Annotated in this window: 20 protein-coding genes; 11 read left to right on the plus strand and 9 right to left on the minus strand. The window is 72.7% G+C overall.

The annotated features are described in order from the left end of the window. The first annotated feature begins 295 nt into the window (after window positions 1-295). From ACA514_RS31400 to ACA514_RS31410, 3 genes are all read left to right on the plus strand, one after another. Window positions 296-1546, plus strand: coding sequence for a DUF222 domain-containing protein (locus tag ACA514_RS31400; protein ID WP_375044883.1), 1251 nt, complete (start codon window positions 296-298; stop codon window positions 1544-1546). A gap of 1012 nt (window positions 1547-2558) precedes the next feature. Next, complete coding sequence (locus ACA514_RS31405) at window positions 2559-3119, plus strand: TIGR03086 family metal-binding protein (RefSeq protein ID WP_375044884.1); 561 nt, start codon at window positions 2559-2561, stop codon at window positions 3117-3119. A 178-nt stretch (window positions 3120-3297) separates the two neighbouring features. After that, window positions 3298-3840, plus strand: a complete 543-nt coding sequence (locus ACA514_RS31410) for a DinB family protein (protein ID WP_375044885.1) — start codon at window positions 3298-3300, stop codon at window positions 3838-3840. Between the two features lie 7 nt (window positions 3841-3847). Here the strand turns inward: ACA514_RS31410 and ACA514_RS31415 are convergent, their stop codons facing one another. After that, window positions 3848-4249 (minus strand): nuclear transport factor 2 family protein, encoded by a 402-nt coding sequence (locus ACA514_RS31415; protein ID WP_375044886.1) that lies wholly within the window; start codon window positions 4247-4249, stop codon window positions 3848-3850. A gap of 249 nt (window positions 4250-4498) precedes the next feature. Here ACA514_RS31415 and ACA514_RS31420 point away from each other — a divergent pair, with 249 nt between their 5' ends. Further along, a complete protein-coding gene (locus ACA514_RS31420; protein WP_375044887.1) occupies window positions 4499-5275 on the plus strand; it encodes a GNAT family N-acetyltransferase in 777 nt (258 codons plus the stop codon). Here the strand turns inward: ACA514_RS31420 and ACA514_RS31425 are convergent. Together ACA514_RS31425 and ACA514_RS31430 are read right to left on the minus strand one after the other, a co-directional pair. Continuing rightward, window positions 5250-6008, minus strand: a complete 759-nt coding sequence (locus ACA514_RS31425) for a class I SAM-dependent methyltransferase (RefSeq protein ID WP_375044888.1) — start codon at window positions 6006-6008, stop codon at window positions 5250-5252. The genes ACA514_RS31420 and ACA514_RS31425 overlap by 26 nt on opposite strands. A 21-nt stretch (window positions 6009-6029) precedes the next feature. Further along, complete coding sequence (locus ACA514_RS31430) at window positions 6030-6689, minus strand: PhzF family phenazine biosynthesis protein (protein ID WP_375044889.1); 660 nt, start codon at window positions 6687-6689, stop codon at window positions 6030-6032. Between the two features lie 109 nt (window positions 6690-6798). Here ACA514_RS31430 and ACA514_RS31435 point away from each other — a divergent pair, with 109 nt between their 5' ends. Beyond that, window positions 6799-7359, plus strand: a complete 561-nt coding sequence (locus tag ACA514_RS31435; RefSeq protein WP_375044890.1) for a cysteine hydrolase family protein — start codon at window positions 6799-6801, stop codon at window positions 7357-7359. Here ACA514_RS31435 and ACA514_RS31440 read toward each other — a convergent pair. Further along, a complete protein-coding gene (locus ACA514_RS31440; protein ID WP_375044891.1) occupies window positions 7353-7550 on the minus strand; it encodes a hypothetical protein in 198 nt (65 codons plus the stop codon). The two genes, ACA514_RS31435 and ACA514_RS31440, sit on opposite strands and share 7 nt — an antisense overlap. A 10-nt stretch (window positions 7551-7560) precedes the next feature. Next, window positions 7561-7743: a hypothetical protein gene (locus ACA514_RS31445; RefSeq protein ID WP_375044892.1), complete on the minus strand. Its 183-nt coding sequence runs from the start codon at window positions 7741-7743 to the stop codon at window positions 7561-7563. A gap of 88 nt (window positions 7744-7831) precedes the next feature. Here ACA514_RS31445 and ACA514_RS31450 point away from each other — a divergent pair, with 88 nt between their 5' ends. Then, a complete protein-coding gene (locus tag ACA514_RS31450; RefSeq protein WP_375044893.1) occupies window positions 7832-8281 on the plus strand; it encodes a MarR family winged helix-turn-helix transcriptional regulator in 450 nt (149 codons plus the stop codon). Between the two features lie 7 nt (window positions 8282-8288). On the opposite strand, the gene ACA514_RS31455 is transcribed toward ACA514_RS31450, so the two are convergent. Further along, window positions 8289-8651 (minus strand): winged helix-turn-helix transcriptional regulator, encoded by a 363-nt coding sequence (locus tag ACA514_RS31455; RefSeq protein WP_375044894.1) that lies wholly within the window; start codon window positions 8649-8651, stop codon window positions 8289-8291. Window positions 8652-8708: 57 nt separating this feature from the next. Here ACA514_RS31455 and ACA514_RS31460 point away from each other — a divergent pair, with 57 nt between their 5' ends. Genes ACA514_RS31460 through ACA514_RS31470 form a run of 3 tightly spaced genes read left to right on the plus strand, consistent with a single transcriptional unit; the run spans window position 8709 to window position 13382 of the window. Beyond that, on the plus strand, window positions 8709-9095 hold the full coding sequence (locus tag ACA514_RS31460) for a YybH family protein (protein WP_375044895.1): 387 nt from the start codon (window positions 8709-8711) through the stop codon (window positions 9093-9095). 7 nt (window positions 9096-9102) lie between these two features. Further along, entirely contained in the window at window positions 9103-12147 is a 3045-nt protein-coding gene (locus ACA514_RS31465; RefSeq protein ID WP_375044896.1) for a BTAD domain-containing putative transcriptional regulator, read from the plus strand. A gap of 35 nt (window positions 12148-12182) precedes the next feature. Beyond that, the gene (locus ACA514_RS31470) at window positions 12183-13382 is read left to right on the plus strand and encodes an FAD-dependent monooxygenase (RefSeq protein WP_375044897.1); all 1200 of its coding nucleotides are present in this window, start codon (window positions 12183-12185) and stop codon (window positions 13380-13382) included. On the opposite strand, the gene ACA514_RS31475 is transcribed toward ACA514_RS31470, so the two are convergent. Next, window positions 13363-15054 (minus strand): peptidylprolyl isomerase, encoded by a 1692-nt coding sequence (locus ACA514_RS31475; RefSeq protein WP_375044898.1) that lies wholly within the window; start codon window positions 15052-15054, stop codon window positions 13363-13365. The genes ACA514_RS31470 and ACA514_RS31475 overlap by 20 nt on opposite strands. Before the next feature lie 133 nt (window positions 15055-15187). Here ACA514_RS31475 and ACA514_RS31480 point away from each other — a divergent pair, with 133 nt between their 5' ends. Further along, on the plus strand, window positions 15188-15826 hold the full coding sequence (locus ACA514_RS31480; RefSeq protein WP_375044899.1) for a hemerythrin domain-containing protein: 639 nt from the start codon (window positions 15188-15190) through the stop codon (window positions 15824-15826). Window positions 15827-15856: 30 nt separating this feature from the next. Here the strand turns inward: ACA514_RS31480 and ACA514_RS31485 are convergent, their stop codons facing one another. Together ACA514_RS31485 and ACA514_RS31490 are read right to left on the minus strand one after the other, a co-directional pair. After that, window positions 15857-16141 (minus strand): chorismate mutase, encoded by a 285-nt coding sequence (locus ACA514_RS31485; RefSeq protein ID WP_375044900.1) that lies wholly within the window; start codon window positions 16139-16141, stop codon window positions 15857-15859. A gap of 32 nt (window positions 16142-16173) precedes the next feature. Beyond that, window positions 16174-17508, minus strand: coding sequence for a GH1 family beta-glucosidase (locus tag ACA514_RS31490; RefSeq protein WP_375044901.1), 1335 nt, complete (start codon window positions 17506-17508; stop codon window positions 16174-16176). A gap of 140 nt (window positions 17509-17648) precedes the next feature. Here ACA514_RS31490 and ACA514_RS31495 point away from each other — a divergent pair, with 140 nt between their 5' ends. Then, on the plus strand, window positions 17649-18272 hold the full coding sequence (locus ACA514_RS31495; protein ID WP_375044902.1) for a TetR family transcriptional regulator: 624 nt from the start codon (window positions 17649-17651) through the stop codon (window positions 18270-18272). Window positions 18273-18397: the final 125 nt, after the last annotated feature.

Genomic DNA, 18397 nt, shown 5'->3' on the forward strand with positions numbered 1-18397 from the left:
TCACGGGCGCCTTCGGCGTCGCTTCGCGATGGACTTCGTCCACCCTTGACTTTCGAGCCTCTGCGGCCCCTGAGGCAGCGCAAACGGGCAGGCTCCGCCTGCCCCGCCCGGTCGCGCCACCCCCACCGCCCGCCCACGCCCGCGTGTTCAACAAGAAGGGTCAGTGGAACAATTAACAAACCGGTTGCACTGGCCTGAGGCGCCGGAGGTATATCTAGCCATACCTATCCCCGGAGCCACAAAACACGACCCCTTTCAAGTCGCGAATGTCGGCCACGTAGAGTATGCTTTACCTATGCAATCAGTGACGGTCGACCTGGAGACCGCGTCTACCATGCAATTGGTGGACGCGGTCTCGGTGATCGCTGCTGAACTCGCCCAGCGCGAAGCCCCGGAGTCGGCGGCGGCGTGCCTGGAACTCACCGAGAGCCTTGCCGCTGCCTGCGATATCCAGGAAAGCGCACTCGCCGGTTTCATCCGCCGCGTCGACATCAGCGGCGAACAGAAACGCTGGGGATATCCCTCCACCCGGGCATGGTTGCGGTCGCGGTTGGGGATGCGGGAGAACCGCACCACCGAACGCCTGATTCTCGCCCGCCAGCGGCACCGCCTTCCCCAGGTCGCGGAACGCCTCGCCGCCGGGGAGTTGTCGTATGGGTACGCGGCCACGGTCGCGCAGAGTGTGGCCAGGCTGGAGGACACCGACTGCGCCGAAGCCGAGACCACCCTGCTGAACTTCGTCGACCAAGGCTTCTCGGCCGCGAAAGTGGGAGTGTTCGGCCGCCGCATTCGCGATGTGATCGCCGAACGGGACGGAACTGAGGCCGTCCCCGGTGAGGATGCCAAGCGCGGGTACGCCAAGTCCTGGATCACCAGCACTGGTTCCCTGGACGGCGGCCGGTACATCAAGGGCTGGCTGAACGCCGAGGACGCCGCGATCTGGGATGGCGCGCTCGCTCCGCTGGTCAAGCCGGCCGAGCCCGAGGACACCCGCGACGTCGGCGAACGCACCGCCGCCGCCTTGTCCAGCGTGCTGTCCGGTGGGCACAAGGCCACCAAGGTCACCGTCATCTGCGACCTGGAGACACTGACCGGCGGCAACGCCCCGGCCCGCCTGACCGACGGGACACCGATCCCCGCCGCCCAAGCCCGCCGCATCGCCCTATCGGCCGGAGTCTCACCCCTCCTGCTCGGACGGGGACACACGCCGCTGTACCTCGGGTATCGGGAGCGGTTCGCCAGCGCGGCCCAACGGCAGGTGCTGGAGACCCTCTACTCCACTTGTGCGGTGCGGGAGTGCGAGATCCCGGGGACGTTGTGCGAGGTCGACCACGTCAACGGCTGGGCCCTCGGACACTCACCCACCGACATCGACCAGCTCACCCTCACCTGCGGATGGCACAACCGCTTCAAACACACCAGCCCCCAGCAGATCGGCATCGGCAAAGATCCCGATGGGCGGTACGTCTACCGGTTGCTACCACCGTCAGACAGACGACCACCCGGCGACACTGGTCCACCCGGCGGCCTGGCCTGGGCGGCTTGATCACCACCTCACAGCACCACCACACCGGGTTGATGCATGCCCGCGGCAGCGATCGCCTCGAACGGCCGACCGGTCTAGGCGCATCGCCGACGCGGGCGCTCGGCCCCTGCCCACCACAGCCACAACCTTCATGCGCTGTAACGGCGTCAGGATGGTGACGGGAGCAAGGGGCGGTCGGAGCTGCCCCGGTCTGGGAGCGGGGCGCGGAACTGTCGTCGGGCTTCACCACCTCGGCGGGCGGACCGCTGTGGTGACTACGGCCCACAAAGCGCCCTATCCAGCCGACGAACTGTTCGCCGAGCTCCGTATGCGCGGCCCGCACCAGGTCATTGGAGTCCTCGGGCGGTGTGAGGCTGAAGCGTTGCTCCGGCCAGGCCAGATACATCCGGTGCCCCTGAGCGCTGTCCTGGCGGTGGTGCGGTGGTGCGGTGGCCGCTCGCAGGCGAATTGCTGCGGGAGACCCCGCAGGTTGAGAGCGGTGAGGTGAATGACGCCCTCGTCTCCGAACACGGCGGTGGGAGGGGCGCCAGATCGGCGCGGTCATCGAGTCGCCAGAGTGCTTTGAGGATCTCCGGGTCGTTCGGTCATCCGTCGTACCGGGCTCGCCGGGCTCGATAGGTCGAGGACGCGGGCGTCGATCTCGCCTATTTATGCTCGGCCCGTTCGTGGGCGAGCGGTGGGGGCGGCGCGACCAGGCGGGGCAGGCGGAGCCTGCCCCTAAAGCGCTGCCTCAGGGGCCGCAGAGGCTCCAAAGTCAAGGGTGGACGAAGTCCATCGCGAAGCGACGCCGAAGGCGCCCTTGACTTTGGAGGGGCGGCCCCGTACGCAGCGCCGCCCCCACCGCCCGAACACCCTTACTGCCCAAGGCACGAAGACCCTGCACAGACACCGCCCCTGCAAGCACGGCCCATGCCGGTTCCACTAATGCAGTGCTGACTTGCGTTTGCGATGGTCCCAGGCTACTGTCTCATCAAACGCAGTCAGTAGCTGCCTTAGTGCCTCGGAGGGCGACATGACGGACGTGATCGACCAGATCGACCGCGCCTTGGTGATGGTGTCGGACGTCGTCGGCGGCATCACCGGTGATCTGCTCGCCGCGCCTGCGCCCTGTGCGGGCTGGGACGTTCGGACTGAGCTCAACCACCTCGTCGGCGGCATGCGGATCTTTGCCGCCGAGCTCGATGGCACGGACCCGGGCGGTCGTCACGAGGACGACTGGCTCGGCGGCGATCCGCAGGCGGCGTTCGGTACGGCAGCCGCTCTCGACCGCGCGGCCTGGCATCGTCCGGGGGTCCTCGGGAAGGACGTCCGGCTGGGATTCGGTGTGGTGCCGGGACCGATGGCGGCGCTCATCCACCTCACCGAGTTGCTCGCCCACGGTGCGGACCTGGCCGTCGCCACCGGCCGCGAGGCGCTCATCGATCAGGCCGCTTGCCGAGACCTCCTTGCGGTCATGCGGGGGATGGACTTCGGTGCGTTCCGCCGGCCCGGCATGTTCGGTCCCGAGCGTCCCGCGCCGGACGGGGCGACTCCGCATCGTGAGCTGCTGGCCTTTCTCGGCCGCGACATCTGATCGGCACCGGCATGAAGGGCATTCGTGGTGTCATGACGGCGGCCTCAGGTACGGTCCGAACGGTTGCCGGTCAATGGTGTCGTTCGGCATGATTGGCTTTTGAGATGTGGGTTTACGGCCGCGTGGCCATTTTAATAAAGGCTGTGTGTGCTTGCTAGAATCGTGATGTAGTGGGCTCATGACCAGTGTGGGTGAGTCGATCGGCCGGGCGTTCGATGAGGTCTGGAAGCGGACGCGGGGGCGTCTGGAGGGGCTCACCGACGACGAGTACCTGTGGGAACCCGCGCCGGGCGGGTGGACGCTCCGGCCGGACGCCGGGGGCCGGTGGCTGATCGACGCGGAGGGCGGCGGCGGCCCTGCTCCTGATCCGGTGCCAGTGGCGACCATTGCGTGGCGCATGGGCCATGTGGGGCTGACATTCGTCGACTACGGCACCCGTCTCTTCCACGGCCGGAACATCACGCTGGACGACGTCGAATTCTCCGGGACGGCCGCCGGCGGGATCGAGTTTCTCGAGACGGCGTTTCGCGTCCATTGGCGTGAGCCGCTCGGTGCGATCGCCGGTGAGCGCTGGTGGGGGCCGTCCGGCGCGGCCTTCTTCGGGTACTCGCATTACCCGGTGATCGACACCGCGCTACATGTGCTGGACGAATTCACCCACCACGCCGCCGAACTCGGCGTCCTGCGCGACCTGTACCCGCACTGGGGTGCCGGCGCCTGAGGTCCGCTCATTCGTCGAGTTGCCTGGTGATCTGGTCGACCCGCTGGATGCGTCCGTCGGGCGCGAGGCGTCCGAACATGTAGATCTCCGCGGCGAACGTCTTTCCCTTCCGCATTCTGGTGCGGAGCGTGTACCGGGCGGCCAGCTGGTCGCCGGAGACCATCGCCTCGTGGATCTCCAGGCCCGCATGGTGGGCGGCCGCCATCGCCGCCTTGTCGATGTTCTTGCGGACGGGTCCGGCGTGCTCGATCATCCGGCGGCGGTCGATCAGGAGGCCGTCGTTGCGGTATTCGAAGTCCGGCACGAAGTAGCGGTCGAGGATCGCGGCCGGCTCCTCGTCCGAGACGGCCATGTCGCGGGTGTAGTCGGCGAGGAAGTCGGTCAGGTCGCGTGCGGAACGGATGCTCATGCGGACGCTCCTCGTAGGAGTACGACGTACGCCTACCTTACCCCCCCGCAGGGTTATTCGGTGGTCGCCGATGCCGGCGTGACGTAGATTCGCCTCGTCGTCCGATCACGATCTTGAGGAGTGAGGCCTGTGCACGCGACCCGCTGACGGGCCGCCGCACATCACCGGACCATCGTCCGGTGCTGGTCACGGAACGGCCCGAGCACGCCGCCGTTCCCATTCGCCTGAACCAGTAGAGGTCTCCTCACCATGTTCGAATCCGATGTGCACGCCTATCTGCGCGCCGCCGCGGGCGATGGTGCCGTCCGCGTTCCGCCGTTTCTTGCCAGGCTGGACGAGCACGATGACGGCCTGTTCTTCAATTACGCCGTCCCGGACGACGGCGCCCGGCCCACCTCGCGGGACGTCGCGAACCTGGTCGCGGCGTTCGCGGATCGCCGTCGGACGCCGCGGCTGGAGTACCTGCCCGCCGCGGCCCCCGGAGTGGAGGCGGCGCTGCTGGCCGCCGGGTTCCGTCCGGAGCGGCGGCTGCCGATCCTGACCTGCGCGCAGGCAAAGCCCATGCCCGTCGTGGACGGCCCGGTCGAGATCGTCAACGCCGCGGACGACGCGCTGTTGTGGCAGGTCGCGGCAGTGCAGAGCGAGGCCTACGGCATGCCGGAGGCGACGGAGCACGACGTGGCGCGACTGCGGCAGGTGGTCGAGCGCGGCGGGCTCGTGGCGCTTGCCGTGGACGCGGCGAGCGGCGAGGGCGTCGGTGCCGGGCAGTTCGGGCCGCCGCACCGGGGTGTCAGCGAGCTCGCGGGCGTCGGCGTGCGCGCGTCCCATCGGCGGCGCGGGATCGCGGCGGCGGTGACGGCGTGGCTCACGCGCGAAGGCCGGGCCATCGGGATCGCTACGCCATTCCTGATGCCGGACAACGACGGCGCGGAACGCATTTACCAGCGCGCCGGTTATGCATGCGTGACCGAGATCCTGCACATTTCGCGCCGGGCCCCGTTCAGGCGGGTTTGCGCGCCTCGATGAGGAAGCGGGACGAGTGCGCGACGAACGACCCGTCGCGCTGGATCAGCTCGTGCATGTCCCGCAGGCGGTCGCGGTGGCGCTCGACGGTGAAGCCGGGGACGATCCAGATCACCTTGCGCAGGAAGTAGACGACCGCGCCGATGTCGAAGAACTCCATGCGCAGCCGTTCCAGGCGCAGGTCGGCCACGTCGAGGCCGGCGGCGCGGGCGTCCGCGCTCTCGATCTCCGGGTCGCGTTTGCTCCGTGCGGCGGGCTGCGGCCCGAGGAAGAACTCGGTCACCTCGAAGACGCTGGCGGGTCCGACGTGCTGCGCGAAATAGGTGCCGCCGGGCGCGAGGACGCGGGCGATCTCCGTCCACCAGACGACGGCGGGGTGGCGGCTGGTGACCAGGTCGAAGGCGCCGTCGGCGAACGGCAGCGGCGGCTCTTCCGGATGGACGACGACCGCCGCGCCGCGCGGGTGCAGCAGCCGCGTGGCCTTGGCGACGTTGGGCGGCCACGACTCCGTCGCGACCATCGTCGGCGGGAACGCGGCGGCCTCGGCCAGCACCTCGCCGCCGCCGGTCTGGACGTCCAGTGCCGCGGTGGCCCTGCCGAGCCGCTCGCTCATCAGCCGCTGGTAGCCCCATGAGGGCCGCTGCTCGGTCGCCCGGCCCTCCAGCCAGGAGAAGTCCCAGCCGTCGACGGAGGCGGAATCGGCCTCTTCGACCAGGTCATCGAAGGTGCGGTTCATGGCGCCATGCTCGCAGTCCCGTCAACCGGTTTCCCCGTGGGGTTCGCGCCGGACCCGTCCGGCCACCTCGATCAGGCCGCCGGGGCGCGGCGCCGTCATGATCTGCGAGCCCCGTCCCTGGGCGACGGTGAGCGGGCGGCCGAGCCGGGAGGTCAGCAGGAGCGCGGCGGCGCCGGTCGCCTCGTCCTCGTCGATGCCGTCGCCGCGGCCGGGGAACCCGCGGGCGCGGACCCGGCCGGACGGCTCGTCCTGCCACGCCCACGCGTAGATCCACTCGCCCGGCGGCGGGACGGGCAGCGCGTCGACCTCGTCCGCCGATCCGTACTGCCGGAGGGTGCGGCCGGGCGCCCAGTCGGCGCGCCCGGTGATCCAGGTGAGGTCGCCGTCGCGCCGGACGTCGACCACGCCCGCCGCGGTGACCAGCGCGGGGACGCCGAGCAGCCAGCCGGCGCCGACGCACGGATGTCCGGCGAACGGCAGCCGCGCGGACGGGGTGTAGATGTCGACGGCGCCCCGCCCGGCATCGTCGATGAAGATCGTCTCGCTGAAGCCCAGCTCCTTCGCGACGGCCTGGCGGCCGGCCTCGCCGGGGACGGCGGCGCCGTCGCGGACGACGCCGAGCCGGTTGCCGTGCGCCCCGCCGGCGTCGCAGAAGACGCGCAACACCTCATAGTCGATCATCGGGACAGTCAACCACGCTGCGAAGACAACCACTGGTTGTCGAGTCGGCCGCAAGGATGTTGGACGCCGCGCCCCGGCGGGCGGTGTCATGTCCGCCGTGAACCGCGACATGCAAGTGCTTCTGGTGATGGACGTGCAGCGTGCCGTGGCGGCGCAGCTCGGAGACCGTGCGGACGGGTACCTGTCCCGGCTGGCGGGGACGGTCGGGGCGGCCCGGGCGGCGGGCGTGCCGGTGATCCACGTCCGCGTCCGGCACCGTGATGGCCACCCCGAGATCGGGCCGCTGAACAGGCCGTTCCAGGGCCTGCTCGGCACGGACACGATCACCGAGTCGAACCCGGAGAGCGAGATCCACCCGGCCGTCGCGCCGCTGCCCGGCGAACCCGTCCTCGACAAGCGGTTCTTCAGCGCGTTCGCCGGCACGGACCTGGACGCGCTGCTCACGGCGCGCGGCGCCGGCACGCTCGTGCTGACCGGCCTGGCGACCGGCGGCGTCGTCATCAGCACCCTGCGGGACGCGACGGAGCGGCAGTATGCGCAGATCGTCCTGTCGGACGGGTGCGACGACGCCGACGAGGAGATGCACCGGTTCCTGGTGGAACGGTTCTTCCCGCGCGAGGCCGGCGTCATGACGAGCGCGGAGTGGGTCGCCGGGCTCGCGGCTCAGTGACCCAGGACCAGGAAGACGACGCCGGCGATCACGTGCGCGAGGACGGTCACCGCGAGCATGACCACGAACAGGTACTTGGCGGTCGGATGGTCGAACTGCGAGCCCTTCCGGGCGCCCTGGGCGGAGCGGTCCTGAGCCTGCTGCTCCAGTTCGTCCAGGGACGGCAGGAACGAGGGGCGGCGGAGTGCCATGCGTCCCGCCTCAGCCCATGACGGCGAACAGGACGCCGCCGACGACGTGGGCGGCCACGGTCACGACCAGCAGCCCGATGAACAGGTACTTGGCGGTGGGGTGGTCGAACTGGCCGCCGGCCCCGGCGGGGCGGGGGCCGAGTTCCGCCTGGCGGCGGGCGATGCGCTCTTCCAGGGGCTCCCTGCGGAACATGCGTCCTCCGTTGCCTCGCCAACCGTTGGTGCACAAAACATTGCTGTAGTAACCTTTATAGCCGAGGCACCCGGCGAGCGGAGGACCCGTGGCACGTGATCTGGACGACGTTCCCGACCCGCTCGCGCTGGAGAACCAGGTCTGCTTCGCGCTGGTGGTGGCGTCGCGCAGCGTGCTCGCGCTCTACCGGCCGATCCTGGAGCCGATGGGCCTGACGCACCCGCAGTACCTGGTGATGCTGGCGCTCTGGGAGCACGGGCGGCTGTCGGTCAAGGAGCTGAGCCGGCTGCTCCAGCTCGATCCGGGGACGCTGTCGCCGCTGCTCAAGCGGCTGGAGTCCGCCGACCTCGTCCGCCGCGAGCGCGACGCCCGCGACGAGCGGCTGCTCGCCGTCACCGTCACCGAGGCGGGCCGGGCCCTTCGCGAGGAGGCGGAGAAGATCCCGGCCACGATCATGGAGCGGCTCGGCATGGGCCTGGACGAGCTGGAGGACCTGCACGGCACCCTCACCCGCGTCATCGCCGCCGCCACCCGTTGACCTGCGGCTAGGGCGCCGCGGCGCCCCAGTCCCAGAGGGCCTGCAGCACCGGCCCGAGGCGCCGGCCCCGGTCGGTGAGGCGGTAGCGGGTGCGCGGCGGCACGCCCGGTTCGCGGTGCCGGTCGAGGACGCCCGCGCGGACGAGATGGGCGAGCCGGTCGGCGAGCACCTTGTCCGACAGCGCGGGCAGCGCGGTCCGCAGCCCGGTGAAGGAGCGGTCGCCGCGCAGCAGCTCGCGGATCACCAGCGTCGTCCACCGTCCGCGCAGCGCGTCGAGGGCGATCTCGACCGGGCAGGACGGGTCCGGCGCGGCGGCGTCCGCGCGGGGGTCGTCGGGCAGTCCCGGGCGACTGACCGTTTGGTGAGCCATGAACGGGCCTCCTAGCGTTGCCGCGTCTCGACGATCTTGTCTACCGGAAGGATCACGATGCGGCGGCCGGCGATGCGTCCCGAGGACGTCCCCGAGGTGTTCCAGGAGCGGTTCAACAGCGGGGACACCGCGGCGGTGGCGGAACTGTACGAGGACGGAGCGGTGTTCGTGCCCGAGCCGGGCACCGGACTGAGCGGCGGGGAGGCCCGCGCGGCGAACGAGCGATTCGTGGCGCTCGGGGTGCCGATCACGGTCGCCCCGCGGCACGTCTACGCGGCGGGCGACGTGGCGCTGCTGATCGTCGACTGGGTGATCGACGGCACGGGCCGGGACGGCGCCCCGGTGCACATCGAGGGCACCGCGACGGACGTGGCGAGGCGCGGGGCGGACGGGTGCTGGCGGTACGCCGTCGACAACCCGTTCGGGGTCGCCCGGCTGGGATGATTCGGGCATGCGGTTCGGGATCCTGGGCGAGACCCGGGCGTGGCGGGACGGCGGGGACGACGTGCCGCTCGGCGGTCCCGCCCGGCGGGCGCTGCTGGCGCTGCTGCTCGTCCGGCCCGGCGAAGCGGTCCCGGCGGACCGGCTGGCGGAGGGCGGGACGGCGGGGCACGCGCTGCACTCCCAGGTGTCGCGGCTGAGAGCGGCGCTCGGCCGGGAGACGTCGATCGAGCGGGTCGGCGACGGTTACCGGATCGCGGTGCGTCCGGACGACGTCGATGCGGGACGGTTCGAGCGGCTCGCGGACGCGGGCCGGGAAGCGCTGCGCGACGGTGACGCGGAGCGGGCGTCCGCGCTGCTGCGCGAGGCGCTGGAGCTGTGGCGCGGCCCGGCGCTGGCCGATGTGCCGCAGGCGGAGACCGAGGCGGTGAGGCTGGAGGAGCGGCGGCTCGCCGCGCTCGAAGACCGGATCGAGGCCGACCTGCGCCGGGGCCGGCATCGCGACGTGGTGCCTGAGCTGCGGGAACTGGTCGGCCGGCATCCGCTGCGCGAGCGTCTCGCCGTCCTGCTGATGCGGGCGCTGCGGGACGGCGGCGGACGGGCCGAGGCGCTCGTGGTGTTCGAGGAGACGCGGCGGCGCCTCGCCGACGAGCTCGGCGCGGATCCGTCCGCCGACCTCGCCGACCTGCACCGGGACCTGCTGCGCGGCGACCCGGCTCCGGCCCCGGCAAGGCCGCCGGCACCGCTGACGGCCCTCATCGGACGCGACGGCGACGTGGACGGCCTCGCGGATCTGCTCGGCTCGGCGCGGCTGGTGACCTTGACCGGGCCCGGCGGGGTCGGGAAGACGCGGCTGTCCATCGAGGTGGCGGGCCGGGTGGGCGGCCGTGGCGGGGAAGGGGACGCGTGCTTCGCCGAGCTGGCGCCGCTGCGGGACGGCGCGGTGCTGCCCCGCGCGCTGCTCGGCGCGCTCGGCCTGCGCGAAGCGGCCCCGCACGCCCCGCACGCCGCGGACGCCGCGCAAGGGCCGGAGGACCGGCTGGTCACGGCGCTCGCCGACCGGTCGCTGCTGCTCGTCTTGGACAACTGCGAGCACGTCGTCGAGGCGGTCGCCGCGCTCGCCGGGCGGCTGCTCGCGGCGTGCCCGGGGCTGCGCGTCCTCGCGACGAGCCGCGAACCCCTCGGCATCACCGGCGAGAACCTGTGGCCCGTCCGCCCGCTGGACGGCGACGCGGCCGTGCGATTGTTCACCGCGCGCGCGTCGGCCGTCCGGCGCGGATTCACGGCGGACCCCCGGGTCGTCCGGCGGATCTGCGCGGCGCTCGACGATCTGCCGCTGGCGATCGAGCTGGCGGCGGCGCGGCTGCGCACGATGGACGTCGGCGACCTCGCCGGACGGCTGGACGACCGGCTCGGCGTTCCGTCGCGCGGCAGCCGCACGGCGGACGAGCGGCACCGGACGCTGCGCGCGGTCGTCGCGTGGAGCTGGGACCTGCTGACCGAGGACGAGCGGCGCGCCGCGGAGCGGTTCACGGTGTTCGCGGGCGGCGCGACACCGGACGCGGCACGCCGGATCTGCGGCGACGCGGGCGACGCGCTGGAGTCGCTGGTGGACAAGTCGCTGCTGGAGCTGGCGGACGGCCGGTACCGGATGCTGGAGACGATCCGCGCGTACGGCGCCGAACGCGGCGAACCCCTCGATGACGCCCGGAACGCGCATGCGCGGCATTTCCTGGAGCTGGCGCAGGCCGCCGATCCGCATCTGCGGAGTGGAGACCAGCTCGAATGGCTGCGCGTCCTCGGGGCCGAGCACGACAACCTGCTGGCCGCGCTGAGCTGGGCGGCCGAGGCGCGGGACGTGCCGACCGGGCTGCGGCTGGCGGCGTCGCTGTCGAGCTACCTGTGGATCCGCGGCGGGTCCGTCGCCGCGCAGGCCGTCCGGCTCGTGGAGGTGATGGGCCCGGTCCCGCCCGGTCTCGGCGAGGAGTACGCGACGTGCGTGCTGCACGCGGCGCCGGACGCGGCCGGGCGGGACGTGTGGCGGCGGCACCGCGCGGCGGCGGAGGCGGCGCTCGAAGAGGCGTGGGCGGACGGGAATACGGGCCGGTATCCGGCCGTCCCGTTCCTGTGGATGATGCGGAGGGCGGACGAGCCGGACGCGCGGTCCGCGTTCGCGCTGGTCCTCGCCCGGCGCGACGGGGCGGACCCGTGGGCGCGCGCCGCCGCGCACTTCATCGCCGGATTCGGCCCCCTCGCCGCGGGCGACGCCGGGGAGGCCGGGCGGGAGTTCGAGGCGGCGGCCGGCGGGTTCCGCGCGCTCGGCGACCGCTGGGGCACCGCGCTGGCGCTGGACGCGCTGGCCGGGCTCGCGGCCCGGCGCGGCGACCGCGCGGCGGCGGTCGCGCTCACCGGCGAGGCGCTCGTCCTCACCGGGGAGCTCGGCGCCCTGGACGACACCGCCGACCTGCTCGTGAACCGGGGCGATCACCGGATCGAGGCCGACCGGGCGGGGGCCCGCGCCGACTACGAGCGCGCGGCGGCCGTGGCGCGCCGCGCGGGCAGCACCACCTATCTCGCGGCGGCGCTGCGCGGCCTCGGCGACATCGCGCTCCTCGACGGCGACGTCCACGCGGCCGAACGGCTCTACACCGACGCGCTCGCCCGGTTCGACCCGCACTGGATCAAGAGCGTCGGCGGCCGGGCGACCGCATTGATCGGGCTCGGCCGCGTGGCCGCCGCGCGCGGCGACCACGGCACGGCCCGGGCGCGGTACCGGGAGGCCGCCGGTGCGGCGGCGTCGACCGGCGCGTTCTTCGAGGGCGCCCGCGCGGTCGAGGCCCTCGCGCTGCTGGAGGCCGCCGAGGGCGCGCCGGAGCGGGCCGCGCGGCTGCTCGGCGCGGCGGCGGCGCTGTGCGGCGTCCCGTCCGGGACAGCCCCGGAGGCGACGGCCGCGCACCCGGACGCGTACGCGGAGGGAGCCGCGCTGAGCAGGGAGGACGCGCTGCGCGCCGCCGGCCTCGACGCGTCGGTCATCGGGGCGGTGAGCGCGCGGTGAGCCTCCGGTGAGCGCCTCCCGGCAGGCTCACCGGCATGAAGAACGTACTGATCTCCGGCGCGTCCATCGCCGGCCCCGCGCTCGCCCACTGGCTCGCCCGCTACGGCTTCACCACCACGATCGTGGAGAACTCGCCCGGCTTCCGCGACGGCGGCTACGCCGTCGACTTCCGCGGCGACGCCCACCTGGCCGTCCTGCGCCGGATGGGGATCCTCGACGACGTCGAGGCCGCCCGGACCGGCATGGGCGCGATGGCCTACGTCAACAAGGACGGCAAGCCGCAGGCGTCCATGCCGGCGGACCTGTTCGCCGGCGACATCGAGGTCCTCCGCGGCGACCTCGCGCGGATCCTCCACGACGCCACCCGCGGCACCACCGAGTACCTCTACGGCGACTCGATCGCCTCCCTCGACGAGGACGCCGGCGGGGTGACGGTGACCTTCGAACGGTCCGCGCCGCGCCGGTTCGACCTGGTCATCGGCGCGGACGGGCTGCACTCCAACGTCCGCCGCCTCGCGTTCGGGCCGGCGGAGCGGTTCGTCCGGAACCTCGGCCTGCACTGCGCGATCTTCACCGTGCCCAACCACCTCGGGCTCCGGTACACCGGGCACGTCTACCGGACCGCCGGGCAGCTCGCGTCGGTCTACAGCGCCCGCCACAACGCCGAGGCCAGGGCCGCCTTCTACTTCGGCTCGCCGGAGCAGGACGTGCACCGCCACGACGTGGCGCGGCAGCAGCAGGTCCTCACCGAGCGGTTCGCCGGCACCGGCTGGGAATGCGACCGGCTGCTCGCCGAGATGCGCGACGCCCCCGACTTCTACTTCGACTCGGTGGGACAGGTCCGCATGGACTCCTGGTCGCGCGGCCGCGTCGCGCTGCTCGGCGACGCCGCGTACTGCCCGTCGTCCCTGTCCGGAATGGGCACCGGTCTCGCCATCGTGGGCGCCTACGTGCTGGCGGGCGAACTGGCCGCCGCACGCGGCGACCACCGCGCCGCCTACGCGCGCTACCAGGACGTCATGCGCGAGTACGTGGCGGGCTGCCAGAAGATGGGCGACGGCGTCGCCAAGCTGATGATGCCGGAGAGCCGTTTCGTGGTCGCGCTCCTGAACCGCTACTACAAGCTCCTGCCGTACCTGCCCGGCAAGAACATGGCCGCCAAGATCGCCCGCAGGACCGCCGAAGGGATCGTGCTGCCCGACTACGCGCCGGCGCCTACGCGGCCGACGTCGTGAACCGCTCGATGGTGACCTTCAGCTTCGGCGCGCCGTCCTGCGCGGGCTCCGCCCCGGCCGCGGCCACCTTGTCCACGACGCCCATGCCGGACGTGACGTGCCCGAACACCGTGTAGCTCTTGGGCAGGGACGTGGCGTCCCCGTACAGGATGAAGAACTGGCTGCCGTTGGTGCCGGGGCCGGCGTTGGCCATCGCCACGGTCCCGCGCGTGTACGTGGCCTCGCTGAGATTCTCGTCGGGGAAGCGGTAGCCCGGACCGCCCGTCCCGGTCCCGGACGGGTCGCCGCACTGGAGGACCTTGAGAGACGCGTCGGTGGTGAGCCGATGGCAGTGCGTCCCGTCGAAGTACTTCTTCCCCGCCAGGTACATCACCGAGTTCACGGTGCAGGGCGCCTTCGCGGCGTCCAGGTCGATGTCGAGCGTGCCGAGGTCGGTCTTCATGGCGGCGCGGACGGTGCCCGACGCCTGCGCGACCGCCGGCGGCGTGCCGACGTCCTTGACCCGACCGCCGGGGGACGGCGCCAGGTAGGTGCAGCGGGCCCCGCCGGTGCCCGTCGCGCCGGTGCGGGCGGGTGTGGCGACGGCGCCGGTCACCTGCCGTGCCGACGGCTTACCGCCGTCGTCGTCCGTCAGCAGGAGGGCCGCGGTCGTCGTCGCGGCCGCCAGGAGCACCACGCCGGCGACCGCTCCCACGATGAGCAGCGCCTTGTTGCCCTTCGGGGGAGCCGCCGGGACGGTCCGATAGGGCGGCGGGACCGGCCCGGGCATCGTCGCCGGCGGCGGGAGAGGAGCGGACGGCGGAGGCGTCGCGGCGGTCAGCGTCGCCGCCGCCGACGTGCCCTCCGCCAGGAGGTTCCCGTCCGGCCCGGTGCCGAGCAGCCGCGTCAGCACCTGCAGCGCCGTCGGACGCCGCGCCGGGTCCTTCTCCAGGCTCGCCGCGACGAGCGCGCTCAGCTCCCCCGCCAGCGCGCCCAGCGCCGGCGGTGCGTACAGCACCCGATGCATGATCGCCGGGACGGTGTCGACGCCGAACGGCGGCGTCCCGTTCGCGGCGTAGGCCATGGTGCAGCCCCACGCGAACATGTCCAGCGGCGCCCCGCCCGCCGCGCCCGACACCTGCTCCGGCGCCATGTACGCGGGCGTGCCGACCGCGCCCGTCAGCGTCGCGGACGTCGCCTCCAGCGGCCGCGCGACACCGAAGTCGATGACCTTCGGGCCGTCCGGGCCGAGCAGCACGTTCGCGGGCTTGAAGTCGCGGTGCACGACACCCGCCTCGTGGATCGCGGCCAGCGCGGTCGCCGTGCCGATGGCGAGGCGCCGCAGCTCCGGCTCCGGCATCGGCCCGCGCCCGGCGACCAGTTCCCGCAGGGACGGGCCGTCGATGTACTCGCTGACGATGTAGGCCGCGTCGCCGTCCGTTCCGGCCGCGAGCACCCGCGCCGTGCAGAACGGCGCGACCCGCCGTGCCGCCGCCAGCTCCCGGTCGAAGAGCGTCCGGGCCCGCTGGTCCCCGTCGATCTCGGCGCGCAGCACCTTCACGGCGACGCGCTCCCCATCGTCCGACTCGCCCAGATAGACCGTTCCCTGAGCGCCCTCGCCGACCCGTCCCGTCAACCGGTACCCGCCGACCTCGCGCGGGTCGTTCGGACGCAGCGGCCGTGGCCCCGCCATGCGCGGACCTCCAAACGAGGGGGAGGCCGCAACCCTACCGATCTCCGGGCGATCTTCTTCGCGCCGGCGGTCACATCCGTGCCGGGAGATCCGTCAATGCGGTGTACGAGCCGTTCGGGTGAGGAGAACCGCGATGAGCAAGCTGGACATGTCGAGCATGTACGCCTTCCACGACGCGCTGCGCCGCGAGCTGCGGCACATCGCCGAGGTCACCGAGCGCCCCGACGACGACCCCCGGCAGGTGCTGGCCACCGCCGTCGGCTGGGAGCTGTTCAAGAAGGCGCTGCACGTCCACCACGTCGCCGAGGACGAGGCGCTGTGGCCGCAGATGCGCGCGGCCCTCGCCGGCCGTCCGGACGACCTGGCGCTGCTGGACGCGATGGAGGCCGAGCACGCGGCGGTCGACCCCGCCATCGACGCGCTCGACGCGGCGCTCGCCGACCGCGAGTCCGGCCCGGCGCGCCTCGGCGAGCTCAGCGACGCGCTGGCCGCCGTGCTGACCGGGCACCTCAAGCACGAGGAGGACGCGGCGCTCCCGCTGATCGACGCGACCCTGACCGAGGCGCAGTGGCAGCAGTTCGGGCAGGCCAGCGGGCAGCGTTTCGGGTCGGACATACCGCGGGTCATCCCGTGGATGCTGGACGGCGCGTCCGAGCGGGCGACGGCGGCGATGCTGGCGCCGCTGCCCGAGCCGGTCCGCGCGGCGTACGCGAACGAGTGGGTCCCGGCGTACAAGGCCCTCGACCTGTGGGCCGCCCGCACCGGCGCCTGACCGTTCGGGCGGGCGGGTCGGCGGGCAGGGTCAGCCGGTGGTGCGGCGGGCGTGCTCGTCCAGTTCGAGGTCGATGAACGCGCCGATCATCGCCCGCCACACCGCCTCGGCGACCTCGGGGGACAGGCCGGCGGACGCGGCGCGGTCGCGGGCCTGCGCGACGACCTGCTCGACCCGGCCGGGCGCGCGGACGGCGCCCGCGTCGGCCTTGAACGCGGCGGCGGCCCGCACGAGCCGCTGGCGGTCGGCCAGCAGCCGGACGAGGTCGGCGTCGATGGCGTCGATGCCCGCGCGGACCTCGGAAAGCGAATCCATACCGGGATCCTGGCAGCAAAGCCCGTTATGCGTCACTTCGACGACGCGGCGATGAGGTCCCGGTACCAGCCGTAGGACTTCTTCGGCGTCCGCTTCTGCGTCTCGTAGTCGACGTGGACGAGCCCGAACCGCGGGTGGTACCCCTCGGCCCATTCGAAGTTGTCCAGGAGGGACCAGGTGTAGTAGCCGCGGATGTCGACGCCGTCGTCGATGGCGGTCCGCATCGCCTTGATGTGCGCGTCGAGGAACGCGATGCGGGCCGTGTCGTCCACCGTGCCGTCGGCGGCGACCTCGTCGGGGAACGAGCAGCCGTTCTCGGTGACGTAGAGCGGCGGCAGCCGGGTCGCGTACCGCTCGTCCAGGTCGCGGAGCAGGGACAGGAACGCCTCGGGGACGATCGGCCAGCCCATCCCGGTGACCGGGTACTCGGTGATGTCCACCATGTTGAAGGGGAGCGGGCCGCCGTCGGACGGCGCCCTGAGCCGGGTCGGGTTGTAGTAGTTCACGCCCAGGAAGTCGATCGGCGAGGCGATGACGGACATGTCCAGGTCGTGGATGTGCGGGGCGAGGTCGGGGCCGCCGAGCGCCGCGAGGTCGGGGTAGGCGCCCGTCAGGACCGGGTCGGTGAACATCCGGTTCATGAAGGTGTCGAAGGCGAGCGCGGCGCCCCGGTCGGCCTCGGACGCCGGGTCGGCGGGCCAGGCCGGCGAGTAGTGGTTCGCCAGGCCGACCCGGCGGGCGCCGCGGCTGCGCAGCGCGGTGACGGCGAGGCCGTGGCCGAGGAGCTGGTGGTGCGCGGTCGGCAGCGCGTCCAGCATCAGGGTCCGGCCGGGCGCGTAGACGCCGAACGCGTACCCGTAGGCGGTGACGACGACCGGCTCGTTCAGCGTGATCCACGTGCCGACGCGGTCGGCGAGGCGGTCGGCGGCGCGGTAGGCGAACTCGGCGAACCGGTAGGCGGTGTCGCGGTTCATCCAGCCGCCGGCGTCCTCCAGCGGCTGCGGCAGGTCCCAGTGGTAGAGGGTGACGGCGGGGTCGATGCCGGCGGCGAGCAGCGCGTCGACGAGCCGGTCGTAGAAGTCGAGGCCCGCGGGGTTGGCGGCGCCGCTCCCGGACGGCTGGACGCGCGGCCACGCGATCGAGAACCGGTAGGAGCCGACGCCGAGGTCCCGCATCAGCCCGACGTCCTCGGGCCACCGGTGATAGTGGTCACAGGCGACGTCGCCGGTGTGCCCGTCCCGCACCTTTCCCGGGGTGTGGGCGAAGACGTCCCAGGTCGACGGCCCGCGGCCGTCCTCGTGCACGGCGCCTTCCACCTGGTAGGCGGCGGTCGCGACGCCCCACCGGAAGCCCTCCGGAAGCCCCATCCGTACCTTCCCCCTGAACGCGAATAGTGTTCGGACTTTACGGGGCGAGGTGGTCGGCGCGGAAGAGTCCCGTGACCGCCGGGTGGCGATCGCGGCCCGCGCCATGACCGAGCATGGCGGGTTCGGGTGACAATGGTGGCGTGACCGAGATCCGCACCCCGCTCCGCCGACGTCCCGCCCAGCGCCGCAGCGCCGAACGCGTCCAGCGGATGCTCGACGCGTGCGCGGACATCCTCGACGAGGACGGCTACGACGGCCTCACCACCACGCGGATCGCGCAGCGCGCCGAGGTCGCCATCGGCTCGGTGTACCAGTTCTTCCCCGACAAGCGGGCCGTGGCGCAGGCGCTCGCGCTGCGCAACCTCGAGGTGTTCGGGCAGCGGGTCTCCGCCCGGCTCGCCGAGGGCGTCTTCGCCGACTGGTCCGACACGGTCGGCGCGATCATCGAGATCTTCGTGGAGATGCACCGCACCGTGCCCGGCTTCCGGGTGCTGCGCTTCGGCGACGTCGCCGACGTGAACCTGCTCGACTCCGACGCCGACAACAACGCGGTCGTCGCCGACCGGCTGCGCGAGATGATCGTCGACACGTTCGGCGTGCAGGACACCCCCGGCCTCGCCACCGCCCTGGCCATCGCGGTGGAGGCCGGCGACGCGGTGCTGAAGATGGCGTTCCGCCGCGACCCCGCCGGCGACCCGGTGATCGTCGCCGAGGCGGAGCGGTTGATCCACGGCTACCTCGCCGGGCACATCGAAGAGGCCTGACCGCGCCCCCGCGTGGTCCGGCCCGCCCCGCCCCCGATCCGCCGCGTGGCCGCCTTCGGCAATTTGCCGGGAAAACACCCACGAGCCGTCGTATATGGCAGACTCGCGCGAAAACACGACGGAAC

This window comes from Actinomadura sp. NTSP31 (assembly GCF_041951385.1).
Lineage (GTDB): Bacteria > Actinomycetota > Actinomycetes > Streptosporangiales > Streptosporangiaceae > Spirillospora > Spirillospora napierensis.